Below are 21481 nucleotides of genomic sequence, written 5' to 3'. Positions count from 1 at the left end.
GCAGTTAACGGAAGTGATAGGGAAAGAAATTGAAGGACTTGATCAAAAATCCATCCTGGAACTTATCGAGCAGGCAAAAACAGTGTATGAGCAGGCCTATGCTCCTTATTCTCACTATCCTGTTGGGGCCGCAGCAGTTTTTTCCTCAGGTAAAATATACAGCGGGTGCAACGTGGAGAATGCCAGTTATGGTCTAACGGTATGTGCAGAGCGTAATGCAATTTTCCAGGCTGTAGCCCAAGGAGAAAGAGAATTAAAGGGAGTAGCCATTGCAGTTCCAGGCGATGGTTTTCCTTCTCCCTGTGGTGCCTGCCGGCAAGTGATTCGTGAGTTTGCTGCGGATTGTCCGGTTATTTTAGTAAATGGCCGGGGAGAAGTTCGTTTGACCAGTTTGAACGTGCTGCTGCCTGAGGGTTTTGGGCCGGAGTTTTTTGAATAGACATGATTGGTTAAGGTTAAGGTAATATGTAGAGTACAAAATGCTGGAAGATAGGGAAGTGACTTCACTTTTGGGTTCGAAGAAATCTCGTGAATTTAGGTCAGGCTTTGTATCGGTTATTGGCAGACCGAATGCAGGGAAATCGACATTACTTAACCATTTATTAGGGCAAAAAGTACTTATTATGTCCGATAAGCCTCAGACTACTAGAAACCGTATTCAGTGTATTTTAACCGAGGAACGGGGACAGGTTATCTTTTTAGATACACCAGGCATACATAAACCTAAACATAAACTTGGAGAATTCATGGTTGGTACGGCAAAGGAATCCATGCGCGAAGTGGATGTTATCCTCTATGTGGTGGACCTTTCTGCAGACTTTGGTCCAGGAGAAGAGTATATTATAGCAATGCTCAAACAGACTAAAACTCCCTGTGTGCTTGCTTTGAATAAAGTTGATTTGTTGAATAAGGAACAGTTAATGCGTAAGGTTCAGCAATTTTCACAAATGGCTGATTTTAAGGCGATAGTGCCTATTTCTGCAAAAACGGGAGAAAACACGGACGAACTTTTGAACGTGATTTTCAATCAGCTTTCCAGCGGGCCCATGTATTATCCCGAGGATGAAGTGACTGACCAACCGGAACGTTTTATCATGGCAGAATTAGTGCGAGAAAAAGTGCTCCAGTTGACTCATGATGAGATTCCCCATTCAATTGCGGTTGTTATTGAAGAAGTACAAGAAAAGAAGACATTGGTAAAAGTACGCGCTCTGGTAGTCGTAGAAAGAGAGTCGCAGAAGGGAATTATTATTGGGTCAGGTGGTAAACAGCTTAAGGAGATTGGGCGTTTAGCTCGTCAGGATATTGAGGCTTTGCTGGGCAGTCCGGTTTTCTTAGAACTTTGGGTTAAAGTAAAAAAAGATTGGCGGAATCGCCTCGATAGCCTGCGCAATTATGGTTATGGAAAGGAAAAGGAATGACAGTGATGAATCTTGCAGGAATAACGGATCATACGTTATTGAAACCGGATGCATCGGAAAAAGATATTGTGGCGCTATGTCACGAAGCTCAAGAACATAAATTGGCGGTTGTTTGTGTTAATCCCTGTTATGTGCAAACGGCTGCGAAACTTTTGCATGGTACAGGAATTTGTGTTGCTGCGGTAGTTGGTTTTCCTTTGGGAGCTACCTACACAGAGGCTAAAGTACAAGAAGTATTTATGGTTAAGGCCCATGGCGGTAAGGAAGTCGATATGGTCATGAATATCGGCTGGGCTAAATCCGGGAATTGGAAAGCCGTTGAGCGGGATATCTTCAGGGTTGTTGATGCTGCCCATAGTTGCGGGTTAACCATTAAAGTCATTATTGAAACGTGTCTGTTGAATGAAGACGAGAAAAAAACCGCAGCCGAAATAGTTAAACGTTCAGGAGCAGACTTTATCAAGACATCTACGGGCTTTGCCGGCGGAGGGGCCACTGTTGAGGATGTTCACCATTTGAAAGAGTGGGTTGGAGAAAATGTAAAGGTTAAGGCCTCGGGCGGAATCAGGACTAAGGAGTTTGCCCTTGAACTTGTAGCGGCTGGTGCTGATAGGTTGGGGACGAGTAAGGTGCTTCTTTAATAAATTGCATACTTAGTTTAAAGATTACAAAGAATAGAAAGGGTGAGTAGAGCGTGGCCGTTTATCATGCGGACGCGTTAGTGATCCGCAGTAAACAATTTAGTGAGTCGGATCGGGTGCTCACTCTTTTTTCCCGTGAGTTAGGGAAACTGCAGGCTGTAGCAAAAGGCGTGCGTAAACCCAAGAGCCGGCAAAGGGCGGGAGCTCAGTTGTTTACATATGGTGATTTTCTGATTCACCGGGGGAGATCTCTTGATACAGTCAGTCAATGCAGCCCGAAGGAGAGCTTCCCGCATTTATGGAATGATCTGGATCGGTCATTGGCTGCTTCAGGGATCGCTGAGTTATTGGATATTTCAACTATTCAAGAACAGCCTAATCCGGAGCTTTTTACCCTTACGTTAACCTGCTTTTTTTTGCTCGCAGAATTTGACCCTTCTCTTGTGCTTGGTGCTTATGCCTTAAAGCTTATGGGAATTATGGGCTATCGTCCGTTGCTGGGAGAATGTGCGTCTTGTGGGGAGAGTATAAAGGGTGAGCGTTTATTGTTTAGTCTTGAGGCAGGGGGAACGCTATGTGTACTTTGCCGGGAAGGCTATTCTGGACGATGGATCCGGGCAGGAAGCATTGCTTTTATGCGTCAGCTGATTCGTGCCGATCTTAGGAAGCTTGATCGTTTGCGGTGGAGTCCTTGGATGCAGCAGGAGATTCTGGAGACATTACGTCTTTATATCGAACATAGATTTGAGCGGCCGCTGAAATCTTGGCGAATGGGAAGCATTACTCAGGACGATCTGATGGGAAATCATGAAGGAAAGGAAGGGGCAGAACATGAGTGAACCTTGGACAGAACTTGAAAAAATAGATATCTTGCGCCAACGCATGGGGATTGGCTATGAAGAGGCGCGTACCGCCTTAGATTTGGCTCAGGGCGATTTATTAAAGGCTTTAGATGATCTGGAGAGGGTTCGTAAAGGTTTGGAACAGGAATGGCATTTTGAGGAGCGTGGTCAAGGTATTTGGGATAGTGTGAAATCTACGATGTCAGATATCGGTCATTCTACTATCAGTCTCAAACGCCATGATAATACCATCATCAGTCTTTCGGCTCCCTTAGGGCTGGCTTTGGCCTATACAATATGGAGAAAACCGGGCTTAAGGATGTTGGCACTTATAGGGGCAGTTGGAGCAGCCGTCAACCACTTTGAATTGGAAGTAACCACTAGGCATGAATTTCCTTCCTCTGAAGAGACATCTGATTTTTAGGTGAAAGTATACTTGTGTAAACCTTATGCTTCAATTGTCGGTCTTGAATTCGGTTTAGAGTATGGTTAAGAGAAAGAGAGAGAGTATGGATTTCGCTGATTCTATAAAAAAATATGTCCCCTTCAATGAGCAAGAGAAAAATGATCAGGCAATAATCTTACGTTGCTTAGAAGTCTTTGAGGATGTTCTAACGAGAAGTAATAAAATTGCCCATTTCACAAGCTCCGCTTTTGTGGTTAATAAAAGCAGGGATAAGGTGTTGGTTGTCCATCATAATATCTATAACTCTTGGTCTTGGACCGGCGGGCATGCTGATGGTGAAACGGATTTATTGGCTGTTGCTATTAAAGAATTAAAAGAAGAAACCGGAGTGGAAAAGATTTGTTTAGTCACTCCAGGCATATTCTCCTTGGACATACTTCCTGTGTTAGGGCATATCAAACGAGGAGAATATGTATCTCCTCATTTGCATCTGTCGGCAGCGTTTTTATTTGAGGCAGATGAAAATGAGCCGTTAACCGTCAAAGAAGATGAAAATAGCGGTGTTCAGTGGATTCCTTTGCTTAAGTTAACGGCATATAGCAATGAACCTCATATGCATAAGGTGTATGAAAAATTAATTACTAAAATTGATAGGTTATGAAAAATTGACATAATCTCTTCCTGAGCATATAATGATTAAAATTAAACACCTTTTAAGATGCGATGATGGGAAAGAAATTCACGAAACCTCTCAAAAAGCGAGTTCGGGCGGGTGAGAGCCGAATGGGAGAAATGAATGGGGCAGCTCTGAGCACATAAAACGAAGGGGACCTTGAGGGGTCAAACAGGGTGGAACCGCGGGAACAAACTCTCGTCCCTGTAGCTAAAATACGCTACGGGGGTGAGGGTTTTTATTTTAGTGCAGCTAAGGAAGCTATCTCGGCTAAAGCCTCGCTGTACCAGGTTCTTTGATACTTGTTTGGTGAAGGAGTTAAAAGGATTTTTAGCAAAAATCTAAGGAGGTTACTATGAAATTTCAAGATATTATCCTTAGTCTTAACCAGTTTTGGGGAGAGCAAGGGTGTATTATTGCTCAGCCCTATGATGTGGAAACTGGAGCTGGGACGATGAATCCAGCTACTTTTCTGCGGGCCTTGGGTCCGGAACCGTGGAATGTAGCTTATGTGGAGCCGTCACGACGTCCGACGGATGGACGGTATGGGGAAAATCCCAATCGCTTGCAGCACTATTTTCAATATCAGGTCATTCTGAAACCTTCTCCTGATAATGTTCAGGAACTGTACCTGCAAAGTTTGGAGCGATTAGGAATTAATCCTCGCGAACACGATATTCGCTTTGTAGAAGATAACTGGGAGTCTCCAACCTTAGGAGCTTGGGGGTTAGGCTGGGAAGTTTGGCTGGATGGTATGGAAGTAACTCAGTTTACCTATTTTCAACAATGCGGGGGTATTGACTGCAAACCGGTTTGCGCAGAAATCACCTATGGACTGGAGCGTCTGACCACTTTTATTCAGAATAAAGATAATGTCTATGATATCGAATGGGTCGGGGATGTGACCTATGGCGATATTTATCTGCAAAATGAAATTGATTACTCTCACTATAATTTTGAAGTAGCGGATATTGAGGCTTTACAAACTTGGTTTGACATGTATGAGCATGAAGCCAAGCGGGTGGCAGAAAAGGGCTTAGTGCTTCCAGCCTATGACTATGTTTTGAAATGTTCTCATACTTTTAATCTGCTTGATGCTCGAGGTGCTATTAGTGTCACAGAACGTACCAGTTATATTGCCCGCGTCCGGGCATTGGCTCGTCTTTGTGCCCATGCTTATGTTGAACAGCGGGAGAGATTAGGGTTCCCGCTGTTGAAAAATAATGCTGCGAAAGGGGTGGAGTAATAATGGCGAAGGATTTTTTGCTTGAAATTGGTACAGAGGAAATCCCAGCTAAGTTTTCTCCGGGAGCAATGGCTCAGCTGGAAGAACAGGCTGGCAAACGCTTTGCAGAACTCCGCTTAACCTATCAGGAAATTAAGGCTTTTGCCACTCCTCGCCGTTTGACACTTATGGTCATGGGACTTGCAGAAAGGCAAGAGGATTTATCAATGGAAGTCAAAGGACCGGCAGTGAAAGCGGCTTATGATGCAAAAGGAGAGCCCACGAAGGCAGCTCAAGGATTTGCTCGAGGGCAGGGTGTTCCTGTTGAAAGTCTGTTTACTCAAGAAATTAATGGGATCCCTTATGTCTTTGCCCGAAAATCTGAGGTGGGACTGGACACAGCAGCGCTTCTGCCTCAAGTTGCAGTGGAGATTATCGGCGCCTTGCATTTCCCGAAGCCCATGCGTTGGGGAGAGCTTGATTTTCGCTTCGCCCGGCCTATTCGTTGGATTGTTGCTCTCTACGGTTCAGAGGTTATTCCTTTTGAATTCGTAGGTTTAAAATCAGGGCGAGTTTCGCGGGGACATCGGACTCTTTCTGTCAATGAAGTAATTATCGAGAAACCAAGTGATTATCCTGAGGCTTTACGAAAGGCCTTCGTTATTATTGATCCTGAAGAGAGAAAAGCCAGTATCCTGGCACAAATAAAAACTCTTGCTGATCAAGTGGGCGGTCAAGTGCCTTCTGACGAAGAACTTTTAGGCGAAGTTATCCATCTTGTAGAATATCCCACAGCCTTGCTTGGTGAAGTAGCGCCTCAATATATGCATTTGCCGGAAGCAGTAATCACAACACCAATGCGGGAGCATCAGCGATATTTCCCTCTTCGTGCTGAAAACGGAAAATTGCTGCCTTATTTTATCACCGTTCGTAACGGTAATGAGTTTGCCCTTGATAAGGTCAGGGTGGGAAATGAAAAGGTGCTGAAAGCTCGTTTAGAGGATGCGGCTTTCTATTACAGAGAAGATCAGAAGGTTTCCCTAGCGGATTTGGTTCCTAAGTTGGGGAAAATTGTCTATCACGAAAAATTAGGAACAGTTGAACAACGTGTCGAACGTTTACGGGGACTATCAAAATATTTAGCAGAGCAGCAAGAGTTTGCCGGACCTAAAAAGGATGATATTGATCGAACGGCTTATTTGGCCAAAGCCGATCTGGTTACTTTGATGGTTGGCGATTTCCCCGAGCTGCAAGGGATCATGGGGGCAGATTATGCTAAAGCCAGCGGTGAGAAACCCGAAGTCTGTCAGGGGATACTTGAACACTATCAGCCTCGTTTTGCAGGGGATGAGACGCCGGCTTCTGATCCGGGCCGCGTGGTTAGTATTGCGGATAAAATGGATGCCATTGTGGGCGCCTTCAGCATTGGAATTCAGCCAACCGGTTCTCAGGACCCTTATGCCCTCAGAAGACAGGCCCAAGGGATTGTTGGGATCCTTTTGGAATCCGGCTGGAACCTCTCCTTAACAGAGCTTTTCCGAAAGTCTTACAGTCTTTTTGAGAAGCAAGGGACAGCTCTCTTACCTATCGAGGACATTTTGCCTTCGCTGCAGGATTTCTTCCAGCAGAGGGTTCGTTTCGTGCTTCAAGAACAAGGACTTCGCTATGATACCGTGGATGCCGTTTTGGCCTTTGGTTGTGACGACATTAACCGGGTTGTAAAAAAGGCTCGGGTCCTATCGGAAAAAAGGGTTGAAGAAGCATTTGTTCTTTATGCTCAAAGCTATACCCGCTGTTTCAACCTTACCAAAAAGGAAGTTCTTGTTGAATTAGATGCTTCCCGATTAGTTGATCAGACGGAATTAGCTTTAGCCCAATCCTTATCTTCACGCAGAGAACGCTTTGAGCACCTAATGGAAGTAGGGAATTATGAGGAAGCCTATGATTTGGCTTGGGAACTTGTTCCGCAAATCGAAGCGCTTTTCCAAGCTGTGATGATCATGGTTGAGGATAAGGACCTTAAAAATATGCGCTTGGCCTTACTTGGCCAATGTGTGGTCATGTTGGGATGCTTAGGTGAATTAAGTCTTCTGGCTTAATCTAACGAGGAGCATGAGCAAGGTTCTTGACAAATAAATATAAAGGGTCTGAGATTAATCTGGGGATTATCTCAGACCTTTTCATGCTACTTAGAGGCATAATACACGAATTAATGACAATTTATGATCTATTTTTCAGAATTAAGGCTCTTGAAAAGGAGTTTATACCTACCAATAAAAACATTTATAATAAAATCTCTATATTTATTCAGTCACTATCTATTCAATAACCAATATTATATGGTATAATCGAACGAATTAAACTTTAATAGTATGTCACATTAACCTGAGCAATACATAAGAGGTGAAACTGGTTGGAATGGACGGAACGGCAACAGCGAATTGTGGAGATAGTCAAAGAATCCGGACCCATTACGGGTGAGAAGATAGCCACAATTCTTAATTTGACGCGAGCAACTCTCAGACCGGATTTAACGGTTTTGACAATGTCCGGGGTTCTGGTAGCCAGACCCCGCGTTGGGTACTCTTATCGTGAAGATCTCGGACCTTCCCCAATTATGGAACGTATGCTCCAGCTCCGAGTCTGCGCCTTTAAGTCGATGCCTGTAACAGTATCTGAAGATGCGAGTATTTATGATGTAACGGTTGTGATGTTTACGCAAAATGTTGGGAGTCTGACAGTTGTTGGACCAGACAGAACGCTTCTGGGAATGGTCTCCAGAAAAGATATTATGAAAGCTTCCTTAGGTAAAATAGACCTCCAGCAAGTTCCGGTAGGGGTAATTATGACTCGTATGCCTAATATCTACATGACGACACTGGATGAGCCGGTTTTAAGCGCGGCAAAAAAACTGGTAAAACATCAAGTGGATAGTTTGCCTGTTGTCGAAGGTTATGTCGACGAAAACGGCAATGAGTGTTATGAGGTTGTAGGCCGGTTTACCAAGACCAATGTTACAAAACTCTTTGTAGAAATCGCTGAAACAGAGTAAACAATGCGGAGGTGTTCTATTTGACGACCCAATCGGCTGTTATTTATGTAATATCGGATGCCTTGGGAGAGACGGCTGAGTTTGTAAGCAGGGCGGCGGCTGCTCAGTTCGTTGGCGTAAAGACGCGTATTCGCAGGGTTCCCTATGTTAGAGATCAAGCCCATTTAGAAGATATTATGGAAGAGGCTGCCACAGAGCAAGCTATTTTAGTTTATACTTTGGTCCTTAAGGACCTTCGGGAGTATTTGGAGGAAAAGGCTCTGGAAAGGGGACTCAGAACTGTGGATATTCTGGGACCGCTGATTGGGGCTTTAGCCGGTCAAACTGGCATGGACCCAACTCACACGCCGAACATTATCCATCGATTGGATGAACAATATTTCCGAAAAGTAGAGGCGGTTGAATTTGCAGTTAAATACGATGACGGCAAAGATCCACGCGGAGTTTTATTTGCGGATGTAGTGCTTATTGGTGTCTCGAGGACATCGAAAACGCCGTTGAGCATGTATTTAGCCCATAAAGGACTCAAGGCTGCGAATATTCCCTTGGTACCTGAAGTAGATCCGCCGGATGAGCTGTTTAGTATTTCTTCACGAAAAGTGATTGGTTTGACGGTAAGGCCGGAATTGCTGAACCAAATTCGGACGGAGCGCTTAAAAACTCTCGGTTTAGGTGCCACAGCAGATTATGCCAATCTAGATCGAATTATGAGAGAGTTAGAATATGCTCGAGGTATTATGAAACGCATCGGCTGCCCGATTATTGACGCCACGGGCAAAGCAATTGAAGAAACTGCGAGCATTATATTAGAAATATTATTTAAGGGGGATAGAAATGAGTAAGAAGTATGTTTACTTGTTCCAAGAAGGTAAGGCATCTATGAAGGATTTATTGGGAGGAAAAGGGGCCAACTTGGCGGAGATGACTCAAATCGGCCTGCCGGTTCCTCCAGGTTTCACCATTACGACGGAAGCCTGCAATGTTTACTATAGTAATGGAGAAGTATTTCCGGAGGAAATTTGGGAGCAGGTTTGGCCGGCTTTAGCCCAGGTTGAAACAGCTTCGGGCAAAGTCTTCGGAGATAAGAAAAACCCGTTGTTGGTTTCCGTAAGGTCTGGAGCGAAGTTCTCCATGCCGGGCATGATGGATACAGTACTTAATTTAGGACTCAATGATGACACTGTTGAAGCTTTGGCGGCCAACACTCAAAATGAGCGTTTTGCTTGGGATTGCTATCGCCGTTTTATCCAAATGTTTGGAGATGTAGTATTAGAAGTAGAACACTACAATTTTGAGCAAATTCTCGAGACTGCCAAAGAGAAGCAAGGGGTTCGCTATGACTCCGAGCTTTCTGCGGAGAGTTTGAAATGGATGGTTAGTGAGTATAAGAAAAAAATCGAACGCAAAACGGGCAGTCCTTTCCCTATGGATCCTAAGGAGCAGCTTAAGCAAGCGGTGTTAGCGGTTTTCCGTTCGTGGAATAATGATCGGGCTAATGTATACCGGAAAATAAATAATATTCCCCATGATATTGGAACTGCTGTAAATGTGCAGTCTATGGTCTTTGGCAACATGGGTTCGGATTCAGGAACAGGGGTAGCCTTTACCCGCAATCCATCCACTGGGGAAAGTGCACTCTACGGTGAATATCTCATGAATGCTCAAGGAGAAGATGTGGTTGCCGGAATAAGAACTCCCAACCCCATTGCTACTTTAGCTCAGGAGAATCCGGCAATCTATCAGCAATTCCAGGATTTTTCCAAACGGCTGGAATCTCACTATCGGGATATGCAGGATATCGAATTTACCATTGAACGGGGCAAATTATACATGCTGCAAACCCGGAATGGCAAACGGACGGCTTCAGCAGCTATCCGGGTGGCAGTGGAACTTGTCCATGAAGGCTTAATTACAAAAGAAGAAGCAGTTATGCGCATTGAGCCGGATCAATTAGAGCATTTATTACACCGTCGTATGGATACGAATGCTAAAATTCAAGTGTTGGCTAAAGGGCTGCCGGCCTCTCCTGGAGCTGCCTCGGGTAGAATTGTCTTAAGCGCTGAAGAAGCAGAACGCTTGGGAAATTTGGGTGAAAAAATTATTTTAGTCCGTACAGAAACCACCCCGGATGACATCCGCGGTATTTTAGCGGCTCAAGGAATTTTAACCAGCCGCGGTGGTATGACCAGTCATGCAGCGGTGGTTTCCCGGCATATGGGCAAGCCTGCTGTCTGCGGGTGTGACGCTTTAAAGATTGATTATACCCATGGGGTAGTAGCTATTGACGGGGTAGAATACCCTCAAGGAACGATCATGTCCATTGACGGAGCGACGGGACGAGTGATCAAGGGCGAAGTAGCCATGGTTGATCCGGAGCTGAGTGAAGGATTTAAAGAATTCTTAGGCTGGGCAGATGAAATCTCCAGACTTCGGGTTATGGCTAATGCGGATAGTCCGACAGAGGCAACCAATGCTCGCAATTTCGGAGCAGTTGGTATTGGTTTGACTCGTACCGAGCATATGTTTATGGATCCTGAACGGATTCCCATTGTGCAAAGAATGATTTTAGCCCAAACCTTGGAAGAGCGAGAAGCTGCTTTAGCTAAGCTCTTACCTATGCAGGAAGAAGACTTTTACGGCATTTTAAAGGCTATGCAGGGATTCCCTGTTACCATCCGTTTGCTTGATCCGCCCCTCCATGAGTTCCTGCCTCATTCTGAGGAGCTGGTTATCGAGATTACGAAGCTGAGAATGAGCAATAGTGATCCGGATTTGTTAGCTGAAAAAGAGTCCTTGCTTCGAAATGTGCGGGCGCTGTCTGAATTGAATCCCATGCTGGGTCACAGAGGCTGTCGTTTGGGTGTATCCTTCCCTGAAATTACAGTTATGCAAGCCCGGGCAATTTTCCAAGCCAGTGCTCGGTTAGTAAAAGAAGGGTATGACATTCATCCGGAGGTTATGATTCCGCTGACCATAGGAAAAGAGGAATTCATCATGATGCGCAAGCTCGTGGATGACACTGCAGCAGAAGTTATGAACGAACAAAATGCCCAAATTAACTATAAAGTAGGGACCATGATTGAGGTGCCTCGCGCTGCTCTCTTAGCTGATGAAATTGGCAAGGTCGCTGATTTCTTCTCCTTCGGAACCAACGACCTCACCCAGATGACTATGGGATTGTCCCGTGATGATGCTCAAGGCAAATTCCTTCCTACGTATTTAGATAAGAATCTCATGAAGACAGATCCCTTTGTGGTACTTGACCGGGATGGTGTTGGCAAGCTTATCGATATTGCTGTGAAACTTGGCCGGGGAGCAAATTCTGATATCCGATTAGGGATTTGCGGAGAACATGGCGGAGAACCTAACTCTATAGAATTTTGCCATATAGTAGGGCTTGATTACGTTTCTTGCTCCCCCTTCCGCGTACCCATCGCTCGGTTGGCTGCAGCTCAGGCGGCTGTTATCAACAAAGACCAATCGAAGCAAGGCAAAAACAGTTAATTGAAGTTTGAGAGACTTAGTATAAAATAAAGCAAGGGTATTATTTCTTAGTGATTTTAAGAAATAATACCCTGTTTTTATTGATTCTTTGAATATGAAATTCGGCCAAAAACATTAAAATACCCTAGGATAAGAATCGTTCCAATGAAGTAAGACTTCTCTCATCTTATAAATATGATGAGCTCATCAGGATTTGTTGAGGGTATTGTAATCATTTTGGTTACATTGTTTTTTTACTTGATTTTTATTAAATCTAAAAAGAAATGACTTTACTCAAATTGCTAGGTTCTCATTATGGCATAGCTAATTGGCAGAATAACGAGTTTAAGGACTAAACTAAATTGACAATTCCACACTTTTCATCACAAAACCATCACAATGCATATGTAGAATAGCCTCATAAAGCATAACAAGTTTCCTTGATAGGAAAAAAATTGAAAAGGAGTTAGTTGTATGGAAAAATCAAATGTTATTAATCAAGTACACAGCCGAAACAAAGTCGTAGTAAAAAACACTCTGCTTTTAGCAATCGTCACGTTTTTTGTATTCATGTTAGCGCCAATACACTCTGCATACGCTTCTAGTAGTCCCTCACAGACTGATCTAAATATGATTGCTTCAACGATGAAAAGTATTGGTTATTCTGCAGAAAACGTTGCTGCAGGTTTCAAAGATGAATATAATGTTACAGAAGATAAAACAGCTAAAGCATTGAAATCAGCAAACTATGGAATAATTAGCGTAGCTAATGCATTGATAAGTGTATATAATGTGTCAGAAAAAGATATTGCTTCAACATTAAAAGCAGCTGGTTATACAGCGGATAATGTAGGAAAAGTATTAAATTCAGTATACAATGAATCGGCATCCGAAGCAGCGAGTATATTGAAATCTGTAGGGTATGCAGCAGATGATGTAGGAAGTGCATTAAATTCAGTATACAATGAAACAGCATCTGAAGCAGCGAGTATATTGAAATCCATCGGGTACGCAGCAGAAGATATAGGAAGCGCATTAAATTCAGTATACAATGAAACAGCATCTGAAGCAGTGGGTATATTGAAATCCATCGGGTACACAGCAGAAGATATAGTAAACACATTGAAGTCAGTATGGGGTGATTCAGAAGAGGATATTGCGGTAATATTAAAAGCATACAAGTACACAGCAGAAGATATAGCAGACTCGTTCGAGATATCATACAATGAAACAGCATCTGGAGTTGCAAGTATCTTGAAATCAGCTGGGTATGCAGCAGAAGATGTAGGAAGCGCATTAAAGTCAGTATACAATGAAACAGCATCTGACGCTGCGAGTATCTTGAAATCAGCTGGGTATGCAGCGAAAGATGTAGGAAGCGCATTAAATACAGTATACAATGAAACAGCATCTGACGCTGCGAGTATCTTGAAATCAGTTGGGTATGGAGCAACAGACGTAGCACGCGCATTAAAGTCAGCATACAACACATCAGTATCTGACGCTGCAAGTATCTTGAAATCCATTGGGTATGGATCAAAAACAATTGCAGGGGCTCTTGACTCTGCGTATGACGCCTCAGCAAAAACAATTGCCAAGGCACTGAAAGCAGCAGGATATGGATTCAATTCTGTATTTAACGCGATAGTAGATGTTTTTGGAAGTGTTGGCAGTTGGATTTATAGCCTATTCTCCTAAACTAGTGCACCATGTGTAAAGATGATTGGGTTTTGTGCGCTAGAGTGAATCTAAAATGAACTTTGTATTAAGAAATAAAACCATCGAATGTCTAGATGGTTTTATTTCATTTGAATGATTAATTTGATATGTTGAAAAGAACGATGCTAAAATACCCATAATAAACGGTTGAAAATTCCCCACAATCAACGTACTCTTCTCCACAGGAGGAGAGACAATCAAATGGTACAAAGTGAGGAATTTTTTATGATCAGAGACTTAAAAAGCAAAGGAATGAATATTACTCAGATTGCACGAGAATTAGACTTAGACCGAAAAACGGTCACTAAATGGCTTAAAAGTGATCAACTCCCGGCCTATCGTAAGAAAGTACAACGTGAAAGTAAGCTGGAGAATCACAAAGCCTACATCATCGAGAGAATGAACGAAGGATGCGTCAATGCCATGGTCTTATTTGATGAAATCAAAGCCATGGGCTACCAGGGCCGGCTAACCATTCTCAGGGATTTTATGAAACCCTATCGTGAGCAAGTAAGAGGTAAAGCCTCCATGCGCTTTGAGACTCCACCAGGCAAGCAAGCTCAAGTTGACTGGGGAGAATTCAAGCTTCTGAAAGACGATGGAACTTTCGTCAAGGTTCATGCCTTCATCATGATCATGGGACACTCCCGGAAACAATATGTTGAGTTTACTGAGAACGAGCGCATTGACACACTTATCGGTTGTCATGAACGAGCCTTTGCCTTCTTTAACGGGGTACCGGAAACCATCCTGTATGACAACATGAAAACCGTCGTCAAACATAGCCATCAAACTGGCACTAATCAGTGGAATAACCAATTTTTAAGCTTTGCCCGGCATCAAGATTTCAGTCCAGTGCGCTGCCGTCCCTATCGTCCCCGCACCAAAGGCAAGGTAGAAAACGGTGTTAAGTATCTGCGCAGGAACTTTTGGCCAAGAATTAAGACAATATCCAGTCTGGCTGATTTAAATGAAGCCGTAAAGTTCTGGTTGGATACGGTCTGCAATGTCCGGCTGCATCAGACAACCCGTGAAATCCCAGCAGAAGCATTCATACGAGAAACGTTAAAACCTGTCAATCCAGAAGCATTCCTGCTTTATGATATACAATACCGCAAAGTCATGAACGATTGTACCATCAGTTACAAAGCGAATTTCTACTCGGTTCCTTACCGTTTCGTGGGAAAGCGGGTTAGAATTCGAGATTTAAACAACGGACATCTGGAGATCTATGATGAAAACGGCATCTGCATTGCATCCCACGTGAAGCTTTCAGGCAAACACCACTTCCAGCGCAATAAAAAACACTTTGAGGGTTTAACAACATGGTCTCAGAAGAAAGTTGCCGCCACAGCACCCATTCTAAGCCACAAACAACCACCCAAAGTGTATCAAAGACCCCTTAAGGTCTATGAATCGCTGATCAACGAGGTGACACAATGATTCAGGAACGTTTAAATCAGGCTTGTGAAATTCTCGGCCTGATCCATATGAACGCTGTGTATGACCACCACGCAGAAGAAGCTTCTAAAGGTAGTATATCTTATCTAGAATTTCTGGACAAGTTGTTATGGGCTGAGATTGAAGCTAAGCGCGACCGGGCTGCCAAGGCTAACATGAAACTGGCGAAACTTCCCTATGTGAAAACACTGGAACAATTCGACTTTGATTTTCAGCCTAGTGCTAACGCTCGAAAGATCAATGAACTGAAAACCCTAGGCTTTGTAGCCCGCGCTGAAAATGTAGTATTCCTCGGGCCGCCAGGTGTAGGCAAAACCCATCTGGCGGTAGGCCTTGCGGTTGAAGCGATTAAAAACGGTTATACGGCTTACTTTCTAAGCGCCCATGAGCTGATTGCAATGATTAAGGAGAACATCATCTCCGGGCGGATTCACCGCAAGATTAAAACTCTATGTAAACCCGGCATCTTGATCATCGATGAAGTTGGGTATGCAGGAATGGATGATGAAACGGCGCATTATTTCTTTCAGATCATCTCTAGCCGTTACGAAAAGGGATCGATTATCCTAACTTCGAATAAATCATACGGAGAATGGGGAGATGTATTTGGTGATAATATCGTCGCAACGGCGATTCTTGACCGCCTATTACACCACTCTACGACCATTAATATTAAGGGAGATAGCTACAGGGTGAAAGAAAAGAAAAAAGCAGGTTTTTATGATCCCAGTAAATTGGAGTTCACTCCGACCGACTAGTAAACAGCTAATTGGGGAATTTTCAACCGTTGTTTTTGAGGAATTTTGAACTGGGGTTGACAATGTTCCTAAACTGTTTCAAAAACCACTATAGAACTCCATGATAGTGTATGATAATATCAATAATTAATAATTGAATTTTACGTACAAATGGAGTCTAAGAATGAATATTAAAGTTTTGGTTGCTGATGATGAGTTGTTATTCAGAGAACTTGTTTCTGATTATTTAAGAAAAGAAGGATATGTCGTCCTTGAAGCGGAAGATGGTGAAGAAGCCATTGATTTATTTTTAAAAAATACGGATATCAACCTGTTGATACTTGATGTCATGATGCCTAAAAGCACTGGTTGGGAAGTATGTGAAGAAATACGTAAGATATCTGAAGTACAGATATTGATGCTCACTGCCTTAGCGGAAGAAAGAGATGAAATTCGCGGATTTGACTTGGGTGTCAATGAATATATTACCAAACCATTCAGTTATGGGACTTTTATGGCAAGGGTTAATTCTTTGTTGAGATCTGCAATAAAGGAAAAAGAGGAGAGCATTCAAATAGAAGGGTTAAGAATAGATCAGTCCAATAAAACTGTAAAAATAAATGATATGGCTATTGAATTGAGCCCAAAGGAATACGCTCTTTTAAGTTATCTTGTAAAGAACAAGGGAAGGGCTCTTAGCAGAGACCAGATACTTAATTCTGTATGGGGATATGATTATTATGGCGATGCGAGAACAGTAGATACACACATAAAAAGTTTAAGAGCTAGTATGCAAGAATATGGACAACTAATTAGGACGGTAAGAGGGATTGGTTATGAAATGCAGGTAAAAAATGATTAAATCCATAAGAGTAAAGTTATTTATTATTTGCACCATTTTCCTTTCGTTTTTTATTTTGGCATCGATTATGATAAACGTACAGTTTATTGGTAATTACTATTTTTTTAGATACAAAAGCACGATTTTGGATATGTATAAAATTGTTAATGCTTATTATTCAAAACAACCTGAAAATATGGAATCTGTTTTTGAGTATGCCACAAGAAATGAGGGACTAAATTGTGTAATCATTAATGAAGATACCATGGTTATAAAATACATTTCAGCAAATGGAAATGAGCATGCCGGTGATGTAATCCATCGAAATTTTATTGATATCATAGATGATAATATCAATAAAATTAATAATAAGTACTACTATGAAATTGTTGATAATCCCAATCTTATTTCAGGAACAGAAAAGCTGATGCCGCCTAATAGTCCCAAAAGCGGTAAAAACATGTTACTTCCAAGATATGATCAAGAAAATGATTTAAATTCATATCCATTTCTAAATGAAAAAAGCAATAGTTCAAATATGCATGATCAAGTTGATATTCCTGACTTAATAGAAAATATTATTTTTATAAAAAGACTAGATGCAGGAAATATCTTAATGATTAGAAAGCCGTTGCGAGAACTAATGTACAGCGCCAAAATTGCAAATGAGTTATATATTATAGTGGGTTTTGTCATGTTGTTTTTGGGAAGTTTAGCAAGTTTTATCTTTTCCCAAAAGATAACAAAACCAATTATTGATATGAGTCATATTGCTAAAAATATATCTAATTTGAAATTCGATAAGAAGTATGATGTTAAAACAAATGATGAAATAGGTGAATTGGGAAAAAGTATTAATTTAATATCAGATGAATTGGATAAATCCATACAGGAACTAACAGTTGCCAATGAAATGTTGAAAGAAGATGTTAAAAGAAAACAGCAAATTGACGATATGCGAAAAACATTCATATCGAGCGTTTCACATGAGCTTAAAACCCCTATTGGTATCATCAAAGGTTATGCGGAAGGACTCATGTTAAATGTTGTTGATAGTGAAGAAAAAAGAACAAAATACTCAGAAATCATCGTTGATGAGTCGGACAAGATGGGGAAAATGGTTGGCCAATTATTAGATATCTCCTATATGGAGTCTGAAATATTTCAATTGGAAAAATCTATTTTTAATATTGCTGTATTAGTTGATGAAATTGTTGGTAAATATAAGCATATAATGAATCAAAAGGGCATTGAATTGTTTGTTGACAATGATAGAGATTATTTTGTTAAGGCTGATTATATCAGAATTGAACAGGTGCTGAAAAATTATATTGCAAATGCAATCAATCATGTAGATAGTAAGAAAAAAATACAAATTCGAATAGAAAATGCAGACCAAAATATGCGAGTATTCGTTGCAAATACGGGGAAAAAACTTTCAGATGAAGATACAAAGAAGATTTGGGACAGCTTTTATAAATCTGATAAAGCCAGATCACGACAGTATGGAGGCACAGGATTGGGTCTTTATATTGTTAGATCAATAATTGAAAAGCATAAGGGAAGTTATGGTGTAACGAACAAAGAAGATGGTGTTGAATTTTGGTTTGAATTACCCAACTGTCCCCTATGTTAGCATAGTTGTCATAGACTTCCGAGAGAAGTATAGTGTAATTGTCAAAAACTCTACACATAGGAACTGCCTTTAAGAATTGAGCAACCGGGAAGCCAACACAGACGAGAAGCAAGAAAACTTTATTGAATTCAAGCAACCGGCAGTAAAAGAAGTCCCGATTATTGTTAAGATTGGGGCAGTTTTCGATTGAACTGTATTCGGGCTTTCTTAGTGATTTAAGAAATAATACCCTGTTTTTATTGTCCTGAATTCTAAATATAGCAATCTTTTTGTCTATAGAACATTATTGATTTAGTTTACAATTTTAATGTAGGGAAAAAGCAATAAAGCCTTGTGAGCAAGGCTTTATTGCTGAGCGGAAAACAAGTTTATCTTCCTATCCAATGGATATTCCTTAGTTAAGGGTTCTTGCTTTAACATAACAGTTTTGTGGTTCAACTCTCGGGAATAGCCGTAAAAGTGAGCGGGCCTATTACATCGGCCGCTGTTCCCGGCTTTGTCAGCTCGGCTGTAAGGGTATAGGTTACCGGCCCTGAAGCGGTAAATCCGCTGTCAACATGGGCTAAGGCGGTGACTTTGCGGTAATCGTAGAGACTTTCTCCACTATCCAGAGCGCTGTATATTAATGTACCGGTATTAGGAGCACCGCGCCAAATTTTGAAGAGAATGGGAGTAATTGAGCCGGATGGCACCAACCAACCGACAGCAGCTCGCAGGGAGAATTTAAGGCCGGGGGATGCCTCTGTAGTTATTGCGGCCAATGGCGTTCCGGTGGCAGTGATTGGGATACTTACACTGCCGGAGGTGTTTTGGGGCAACGTGAAGAATGAACTAAGCGTCTGTGCAAAACCGGTAATAATCAGTGCGCCCACAATGTTTGCCGTGTTGCCGGGATCGGGAGCTTCCACTGTTAGAACATAGGTTACGGTCTGTGCTGAGGTAAAACCGGAATCCACATGGGAAAATGAGGTAACTGCTCCTCTTTCCACATCCGCACTGTCATCTGCGCTGGCTATAAGTGTACCGGTTATAGGTGCGCCGCGCCACAGTTTAAAGAGCACATCCACTTTGGGAAATATACTGCTTGTTGCTATCCAGCAGGCGGTAGACCTTAAGATAACATCCTGACCAGGTTCAACATTAACATTAATAAAAGCCACCGGGGTCTGAGCGACAGGGATATTGGCTCCACCAAAAGTATTATTGGGAAGTTCGAAATAGCTTTCAATATTCGAATTTGTTTCGAGTGCAGTAAAAGTCAATGGGCCGATAACTTTTGCCTGAGTGCCGGTACCCACTGTTTCTGCTGTTAAAACAAAGGTAACGGGTTGATCAGCTGTGAGGCCGGAAACTACTTCACTAAAATCTGTGGTTGCGACGTAATCAAATGCGCTTTCCGCACTGTCCTGAACACTGCAGACCAGTTCACCTGTAACAGGTGCGCCGCGCCATCAACACCTTCCGGGGAGAACGCATGAAAGATGTGCTGGGTGAGATTTTTAGTGAAGTTGTTGACCTTCTACATAAGCAGGGCTACATCAAGCTGGAAAATTACTTTATAGATGGAACGAAAATCGAAGCCAATGCCAATAAGTACAGCTGGGTCTGGGGAAAATCAACCAAGCGCTACAAGGAAAAACTACGGGAAAAGTGCCAAGAACTTTTTGAGTTTGCGGAGTTGACCAATCAGAAAGAAAATGAGGAGTATAGGGATTGGAACCTGGAAGAACTCGGAGAAGAAAAACCGATTGACTCTCAGGCGATAGAAGAAGCGGTTAAACGGATCGATGAACGGCTGTCCTCAAACCCGAAGGAAAAGAAACTCATTAAAGTGAAAAGAGTCTTGCTCAAAGATTACTTACCTCGAATGAAGAAATATGAAAAACAAGAAGAACTGCTGGCAGAGCGCAACAGCTACTCGAAAACGGATACAGACGCCACCTTTATGCGAATGAAAGAAGATGCGATGAAAAACGGGCAACTGAAGCCGGGTTACAATGTCCAGATAGGAACAGAAAATCAATTTGTTGTAGGATATAGCATTCATCAATCAGCAGATGATACGAGTTGCATGAAAGAACATCTGGAAGAGTTAAAGAAAAACCTAGGGGGTAATCTTCCAGCCAACATCGTTGCCGATGCCGGTTATGGCAGCGAAGAGAATTACGAATATCTGGCTCAAGAGAATCTTGGAAACTATGTCAAATACAATACCTTTCATAAGGAAGCAACAGCCAAGTGGAAATTCGATCCAACTTTAGTTTGGAATTGGCTATATAATGAACAGAAGGATGAATACACGTGCGGGTTTGGGAGAGTTCTAAGATTCAAGTACATAAAAACTCAAAAAAGCAAGAGGGGCTATCGAAGTACCATCAGGGTCTATCAAAGTGATGATTGTCAGGAATGTCCGTATCGCAAGCGTTGTATCAAGCAAAGCAGCAATCCGGATTTTAAGAAACAGATATACATTCAACCCTAAAGGTAATGAACTAAAAGCAGAGGCACGGGCTAATTTGACGAGCGAATACGGGTAGAAAATGCGTAGCTTACGACCCATAGAGGTGGAAAGGGTCTTTGGAGATATCAAAGGCAATTTTGGTGCCCGACGATTTATTCTTAAGGGATTAGAAAAGGTCAAACTGGAATGGGGGTTACATTGCATTGCCCACAACATGAGAAAACTGGCTACCGTCTTGGGATAGACGGTCAGCCAGTTTTCTTATTCCGAAACCTTTAAGAGGCCGTGAGAAACTAAAGTTTCAACACGGCCCCACCGGCTACAAAACTTACGCAACAAATCATTATGTAAGCTCAAAGTTCTAACCCCATCGCTGTCATGGTAAGACAACCCACAATTTCCGCACCGAACCCAGAGACAAGCTGAGCGGTTAGAGTATAAACTGTATTCGAGAACTCTCTGAAACCGCTATCCACATGTTCGAAAGATGTAGCCTTATAATTAATAGATATGCTTTCTCCCCCGTCCAGAAGGCTACAGATTAATTCACCGGTCACCGGTTCACCCCGCCAGAGCTTGAACATAACTGCGCAGGAAGTTTCATTATCAACATTCTTAATTCTCCAGCCGGCTGACACCCTGACAACAATCACCTTATTTATCCCGGTTGCAGCCTGGACATAAGCTAGGGGCTGGGGTGATACAGTTATGGGGATTAACACAGAATTAGAAATATTATTGGGCAGCACATAAAAACTAAATCCTGGGGTATTCATTGTTTGGGCGGATGATTGTGGAATCGAGGGCTTCTCTACTATGGGGTCTTTCTTCGAAATACCGTTACCCTGTTGAATTACCCAACCCATACCTATACCGGACCTCC

Annotated in this window: 19 protein-coding genes and 1 pseudogene; 18 read left to right on the top strand and 2 right to left on the bottom strand. The window is 42.3% G+C overall.

Annotation, left to right across the window (positions count from 1 at the left end; translation table 11 throughout):
• The first annotated feature begins 13 nt into the window (after positions 1–13).
• The 17 genes from cdd to DESOR_RS27570 all read left to right on the top strand — a co-directional run bounded on the left by cdd (position 14) and on the right by DESOR_RS27570 (position 18137).
• A complete protein-coding gene (gene cdd, locus DESOR_RS24030; protein WP_427854253.1) occupies positions 14–439 on the top strand; it encodes a cytidine deaminase in 426 nt (141 codons plus the stop codon).
• 40 nt (positions 440–479) lie between these two features.
• Positions 480–1421: a GTPase Era gene (gene era / locus DESOR_RS24025; RefSeq protein ID WP_014187191.1), complete on the top strand. Its 942-nt coding sequence runs from the start codon at positions 480–482 to the stop codon at positions 1419–1421.
• Entirely contained in the window at positions 1418–2062 is a 645-nt protein-coding gene (gene deoC / locus DESOR_RS24020; RefSeq protein WP_014187190.1) for a deoxyribose-phosphate aldolase, read from the top strand. The genes era and deoC overlap by 4 nt, the downstream gene beginning before the upstream one ends.
• A gap of 53 nt (positions 2063–2115) precedes the next feature.
• Positions 2116–2901, top strand: a complete 786-nt coding sequence (recO, locus tag DESOR_RS24015; protein WP_014187189.1) for a DNA repair protein RecO — start codon at positions 2116–2118, stop codon at positions 2899–2901.
• A complete protein-coding gene (locus DESOR_RS24010) occupies positions 2894–3328 on the top strand; it encodes a DUF4342 domain-containing protein (protein ID WP_014187188.1) in 435 nt (144 codons plus the stop codon). Before recO ends, DESOR_RS24010 begins: the two co-directional genes overlap by 8 nt.
• Positions 3329–3413: 85 nt before the next feature.
• Complete coding sequence (locus DESOR_RS24005; RefSeq protein WP_014187187.1) at positions 3414–3971, top strand: NUDIX hydrolase; 558 nt, start codon at positions 3414–3416, stop codon at positions 3969–3971.
• 188 nt (positions 3972–4159) lie between these two features.
• A complete protein-coding gene (locus tag DESOR_RS30755) occupies positions 4160–4282 on the top strand; it encodes a hypothetical protein (RefSeq protein ID WP_282434390.1) in 123 nt (40 codons plus the stop codon).
• A gap of 56 nt (positions 4283–4338) precedes the next feature.
• Complete coding sequence (gene glyQ, locus DESOR_RS24000) at positions 4339–5229, top strand: glycine--tRNA ligase subunit alpha (protein ID WP_014187186.1); 891 nt, start codon at positions 4339–4341, stop codon at positions 5227–5229.
• A gap of 2 nt (positions 5230–5231) precedes the next feature.
• The gene (gene glyS, locus DESOR_RS23995) at positions 5232–7307 is read left to right on the top strand and encodes a glycine--tRNA ligase subunit beta (protein ID WP_014187185.1); all 2076 of its coding nucleotides are present in this window, start codon (positions 5232–5234) and stop codon (positions 7305–7307) included.
• 314 nt (positions 7308–7621) lie between these two features.
• Entirely contained in the window at positions 7622–8260 is a 639-nt protein-coding gene (gene ccpN, locus DESOR_RS23985) for a transcriptional regulator CcpN (RefSeq protein WP_014187184.1), read from the top strand.
• 20 nt (positions 8261–8280) lie between these two features.
• Positions 8281–9102, top strand: a complete 822-nt coding sequence (locus DESOR_RS23980) for a pyruvate, water dikinase regulatory protein (protein ID WP_014187183.1) — start codon at positions 8281–8283, stop codon at positions 9100–9102.
• Positions 9095–11764: a pyruvate, phosphate dikinase gene (ppdK, locus tag DESOR_RS23975; protein ID WP_014187182.1), complete on the top strand. Its 2670-nt coding sequence runs from the start codon at positions 9095–9097 to the stop codon at positions 11762–11764. Before DESOR_RS23980 ends, ppdK begins: the two co-directional genes overlap by 8 nt.
• Before the next feature lie 453 nt (positions 11765–12217).
• Positions 12218–13441, top strand: a complete 1224-nt coding sequence (locus tag DESOR_RS23970) for a hypothetical protein (protein WP_014187181.1) — start codon at positions 12218–12220, stop codon at positions 13439–13441.
• 222 nt (positions 13442–13663) lie between these two features.
• Positions 13664–14905, top strand: a complete 1242-nt coding sequence (istA, locus tag DESOR_RS23965; RefSeq protein WP_014184040.1) for an IS21 family transposase — start codon at positions 13664–13666, stop codon at positions 14903–14905.
• The gene (istB, locus tag DESOR_RS23960; protein ID WP_014184041.1) at positions 14902–15681 is read left to right on the top strand and encodes an IS21-like element helper ATPase IstB; all 780 of its coding nucleotides are present in this window, start codon (positions 14902–14904) and stop codon (positions 15679–15681) included. The genes istA and istB overlap by 4 nt, the downstream gene beginning before the upstream one ends.
• A gap of 163 nt (positions 15682–15844) precedes the next feature.
• The gene (locus DESOR_RS23955) at positions 15845–16522 is read left to right on the top strand and encodes a response regulator transcription factor (RefSeq protein WP_014187180.1); all 678 of its coding nucleotides are present in this window, start codon (positions 15845–15847) and stop codon (positions 16520–16522) included.
• A gap of 130 nt (positions 16523–16652) precedes the next feature.
• Positions 16653–18137 (top strand): sensor histidine kinase, encoded by a 1485-nt coding sequence (locus tag DESOR_RS27570; protein ID WP_158309069.1) that lies wholly within the window; start codon positions 16653–16655, stop codon positions 18135–18137.
• Positions 18138–18571: 434 nt separating this feature from the next.
• Here the strand turns inward: DESOR_RS27570 and DESOR_RS23945 are convergent, their stop codons facing one another.
• Entirely contained in the window at positions 18572–19435 is an 864-nt protein-coding gene (locus tag DESOR_RS23945) for a hypothetical protein (RefSeq protein ID WP_014187178.1), read from the bottom strand.
• Positions 19436–19584: 149 nt separating this feature from the next.
• Here DESOR_RS23945 and DESOR_RS30750 point away from each other — a divergent pair.
• A pseudogene (locus DESOR_RS30750) lies at positions 19585–20842 on the top strand (IS1182 family transposase); the annotation flags it as partial.
• Between the two features lie 109 nt (positions 20843–20951).
• Here the strand turns inward: DESOR_RS30750 and DESOR_RS23935 are convergent.
• The gene (locus DESOR_RS23935) at positions 20952–21464 is read right to left on the bottom strand and encodes a hypothetical protein (protein WP_014187177.1); all 513 of its coding nucleotides are present in this window, start codon (positions 21462–21464) and stop codon (positions 20952–20954) included.
• Positions 21465–21481 lie beyond the last annotated feature (17 nt).

It is taken from the genome of Desulfosporosinus orientis DSM 765, assembly GCF_000235605.1.
Lineage (GTDB): Bacteria > Bacillota > Desulfitobacteriia > Desulfitobacteriales > Desulfitobacteriaceae > Desulfosporosinus > Desulfosporosinus orientis.
This window is presented reverse-complemented; position numbering and strand designations above follow the sequence as displayed.